Annotated in this window: 4 protein-coding genes; 1 reads left to right on the top strand and 3 read right to left on the bottom strand. The window is 60.7% G+C overall.

Translation table 11 applies throughout. The features are described 5' to 3' along the window. The 3 genes from AC24GY_RS29360 to AC24GY_RS29350 all read right to left on the bottom strand — a co-directional run. The coding region (locus tag AC24GY_RS29360) for a hypothetical protein (RefSeq protein ID WP_487690408.1) at nucleotides 1-378 on the bottom strand (378 nt) is incomplete at its 3' end. Beyond that, nucleotides 375-2,837, bottom strand: a complete 2,463-nt coding sequence (locus tag AC24GY_RS29355; protein WP_487690405.1) for an InlB B-repeat-containing protein — start codon at nucleotides 2,835-2,837, stop codon at nucleotides 375-377. The genes AC24GY_RS29355 and AC24GY_RS29360, both read right to left, overlap by 4 nt. 4 nt (nucleotides 2,838-2,841) lie before the next feature. Further along, nucleotides 2,842-3,558, bottom strand: a complete 717-nt coding sequence (locus AC24GY_RS29350; RefSeq protein ID WP_487690402.1) for a cytochrome b/b6 domain-containing protein — start codon at nucleotides 3,556-3,558, stop codon at nucleotides 2,842-2,844. 342 nt (nucleotides 3,559-3,900) lie between these two features. On the opposite strand from AC24GY_RS29350, the gene AC24GY_RS29345 reads away from it, so the two are divergent. Next, nucleotides 3,901-4,142: response regulator transcription factor (locus AC24GY_RS29345; RefSeq protein ID WP_487690399.1), on the top strand; the 242-nt coding region annotated here is incomplete at its 3' end.

Genomic DNA, 4,142 nt, shown 5'->3' with positions numbered 1-4,142 from the left:
TAAAACCTCAGCAGCATCGCCCGTGAGCACCAGGCCCGCTGGCAGCGTGAACTTGTAATCATAGACACCGGGTGTGCCGGTGGGCGTCTCGCTGGCGGCGTTGTTCGTGTGCCACACGGTGCTGGGGCTGATGCTGATTTTGAAATCCACCGGCACCGAGACCGTGCGCGTGCCGCGCCATTGGATCTCGCGCAGCGTTTGCGTCGTCGCCGGGGTGAACGACTCGATCACAAACGACTCCAGATTGCTGCCGCCATTGACCTCGGTGGAGGAAAGGAAGCCCGTGTTGCCCGCCGCCGATGGCTGGCTGTAAATCTCCGCCGCCTGGGGGCCGATGGAAGTCAGGATGAATGCGAGGAGGGAGACGAATGTTTTCATGGATGGGAGAGCCGGAAAAAACGGCTGCCAGTGGGATTCGGGATGGAGACTTGGTTTTGCCCGCCGCTGGTGGTCACGGGCAGCGTCGAGGCCGTCCAGCTCGCGGCACCGAGGTCGGTGCTTTCCTGCAAAACCCATCCGGTGGCCGAATCAGGCCATGCAAAGACGATGGAGCCCGGCGTGGCGTTCGTGATGCCGACGATGGGCACGAAGTTCGCGATGAGTGCGCGGTTCGAGGTCGCGTTGAAGGACAAGCTGTTGCTGGCGCTCACGACGATGACTCCTTCGGTCCAGCCGGTGAATTGATAGCCCGAGGCAGGTGTGGCGAGCAGCGTGACCACACCGTTCGTGGCGTAGCCGCCGCCTCCGCTCACGCTGCCGCCGGGTGCGAAAGACGGAGTCGTAGTGACGGTGAATCCGGCGGCAAAATTTGCCAGCAATGTGCGCTGAGTCAGCAGCGTGAAGGTGTAGGCAGGCGTGGTGCTGACGATGTTGCCAGCCTCGGTCCAATTGAGGAAAACATAGCCCGGCTTGGCCGTCGCGGTGGCGGTGATGCTGCTGCCGATGAGGTAGGTGCCCGCGCCTGCAACGGTGCCCATCGTCAGTGATGAACTCGTCAGCACGAGTTGATAGGTCGGCTGAAAATTCGCGACGAGCGTGCGATTCTCCGCGGCAGGAAACGAATACAGCGCAGACGAACTCACGACGGTGCCGCCCTCGGTCCAGTTCACAAAGGCGTAGCCCGTTTTGGCCGTGGCGGAGAGATTTACGACGGCATCGAGTGCGAAGGTGCCCGCACCGCTGACACTGCCGCCATTCACTGAAGACGACGTGGCGGCGATGGCGTAGCTGGTGGGCACATCCGCCGAAAGCGTGAGCGCGAGGTCGCCCGCGCCGCCGTAGTAGCTGTTGCCCATGCGGCGATAGTGCCCGTTGTCGCCGCCAGCGCCGGTCGCATGCCCCCAGGTGAGCGGATAGCCGTATTGCGAGGCTTCAATTTGAATCCAGTAGCCAGTGCCTGCCGTGGCAACGAAGGACGTGGGCAGCGTGACCGAGTAATCAAACATCTGCACGCCGCCGAACAGACCTGCTGCTGTCTCGCTGGCGTTGCCAGTGATGGTGTATTTTTTCAGAACGGGATTGGCGATGTCGGGATAAAATCCATTCGCGGTGGATCCGTAGATTTTGATGATGAACTCCACCACCGGATTGCCCGCCTGATTGTTGCCAACGTAACCGCCGCGCCAGCGCAGATGCGAGATGCCCGTGGTGGTGGCGAGTGTGAACTTTTCAAAGCGATATTCCATGCCATCGATGTTCCCATCTGGCAGCATGTAGGAGGAGAGTAGCAGCGTGCCGGAAGTCGTCGTCGGCTGTGAGAAAACGATGCCGGGGTTGCTGGCGGATGAAGTGAAGTTGGCGACGAGATCGCGATCTCCGGTGGCGGTGAAGGTGTAGCTCCCGCTCGCACTCACGGGCACTCCATTTTCGGTCCAGTTGACGAAGTTGTAGTTCGTGGAAGCCACCGCCTGAACGGTGACGCTGCTGCCATTCGCAAAGCTGCCGCCGCCATCTGTCGTCCCACCCGTGAGCGGCGATGATGTCGTCGTGATGAGCGAGCCCGTGGCGAAGTTGGCCACCAGCGTGCGGTTTCCCGTCACGGTGAAGGTGTAGTTCGGATTCGTGCTGACCACGTTGCCATTCTCCGTCCAGTTCACAAAGGCGAAGCCCGCGTTCGGCGTGGCGATGAGCGGTGCGGCAGAGTTTTGCGGATACAGGCCCGCATTCGTGATCGTGCCGCTGCCGATGGGTGATTCAGTCGCCGCGATGCTGTATGTCGGCCCATCACTGGTAATGATGCTGAACGCCGCATCGCCCGGCGCATACTGAAAATAATAGTCCGCCTGCCCGGCGATACGCCGGAAGTGCGAGCCATTGCCCGTGCCACCCGCAAAGCCCCAATACGGCAGACCAGCCGTGAACTCGGCCTCGATCTGCACCCAGTAGAGCTTTCCCGCCTGCGCCTGAAACACCGTGGGCAAAACGAAGTGGTAATCATACATCGACACACCGCCAAACACGCCCGCGCTCGTCTCTCCCGCCTTGTTTCCCGTGTCATAGGCCACCAGCGTCGCAGGCGTGCCTGGATAACCCGGACCCAGATGCGGCTGCGACAGGCCCGGCGTGGATTCATAGATCGACACGCGGAAGTTCACGATGTTTCCACCCCAATAAGCCATCTGCGGATCGTAACCGCCGCGCCAGCGAATCTCCGTCACCGCCTGCGCCGTCGGCACGCTGAACGAGTCCCACACAAACTGGTCGTAGTCCGTTCCATTCGGCTGATAGCGCGATGATGTCAGCAGCGGCCCGCTGCCATCATGCGGCTGCTCAAACACCACGCCCGCCTGCGCGACGAGCGATGTCAGGAACAGCAAAAATGTGAGGAAGCGTTTCATAATTTCAGTCGTCGTCGCGCTCGCGGCCTTGCTTGCCTTTGCCGCCCTCGTTTTCACCGAGTTGCAAAGTCACTCCGAGGCCCGGCAGTTTGACCGTGGCCGTGCTGGCATTGTGCCCGGCAAAGAGCGCCGCGATCCACACACCGGCCACGATGGCGATGATCACGCCCCAGACCGCATGACTGGATGAAATGGCATCCTCCGCCCTGCCCGATTTTTTTCCCGTGACCATCGCTGGCGAGATGTTCTCCCGATGCCGAATCGTATGCCACGCCAGCCCAGCCAGATGCATCACGATGACCACCAGCAAGGCCCACGCAAAGGCTTCGTGCAGTTCTTCGATCGCCTCACCGCCGTAGCCGATGCCCGAGATGAACAAGGCAGGAACGAGCAGGAACATCAGCACGGCTGCCGTCGCCGATCCCGGATTGTTTCCCGCGTAAAGTTTCGTCTTCGAAACAGCGGCGCTGATCATGTAGCTGGCGACTTCGCGCGGATGCACCGGGTAACTCGAAAACCGCGAATAGCGTGAGCCGACGATTCCCATCACCACACGCACGGCGAGCAGGAACAACGCGACGATGCCGAACAGCATGTGCAGTTGAAACATCGGCGCATCATCATCGACAAGGAAGCCGATGGCGATGGCAGCGGTGAGTGAGCCAGCAAAGGCCCAGTGAAAGAGGCGGGCAGGGATGTCCCAGACGAGGATTTTGTTCATAGCAGTTGGATTTCTGGGGTGGTGGCCCGAGCATCAGCGTCGGCAGCATGCCGCATCTGATACAGGCCATTTTTTTGCGCAGCCATTTCCCACGCACTTGACCATGGGGTGTTACCCGAACGACGTGCCCCACCGAAATGCTGGTGAGTGCGGAGGTATATGCCCGTGCGGAACTCCAAAATCACTGGGTGCCAGGGGATCAAGCCGCCATGAATGCAGGATGCGTTATTCACCCTTCATTCCGCCACGGTTATCGGGGCCAGACACGTTATCATTTGGTAATGGTGATGGAATCGAGTGTTGCGGCCGCAACTCCTGTGCAAACTCAGCGCCACCGCCCACATGCACCTGCTCCTCGTCGAAGATGACACCAAACTTGCCCGCCAGACCAGCCTATGGCTTAGCGAGGCAGGGCATTCATGCATCTGGCGGGAAAAAGGCGGTGCGGCGCTCATCGCGCTGGGCACGGAGTCCTTTGACGCGGTGATCCTCGATGTCGGCCTCCCAGACATGGATGGCTTCGCTGTCGTCGAACAAATGCGCGCACGCGGGTTCGGCCTCCCGGTACTCTTTCTCACCGCCCA

The organism is Prosthecobacter sp. Pr1, assembly GCF_057652315.1.
The sequence above is the reverse complement of the archived record's forward strand: the minus strand, read 5'-3'. Positions and strand labels throughout refer to the sequence as shown.

Excerpts from the sequence above, each read along its gene's own strand:
- AC24GY_RS29355 (WP_487690405.1), bottom strand. The coding sequence starts at position 2,837 with ATGAAACGCTTCCTCACATTTTTGCTGTTCCTGACATCGCTCGTCGCG.
- AC24GY_RS29350 (WP_487690402.1), bottom strand. The coding sequence starts at position 3,558 with ATGAACAAAATCCTCGTCTGGGACATCCCTGCCCGCCTCTTTCACTGG.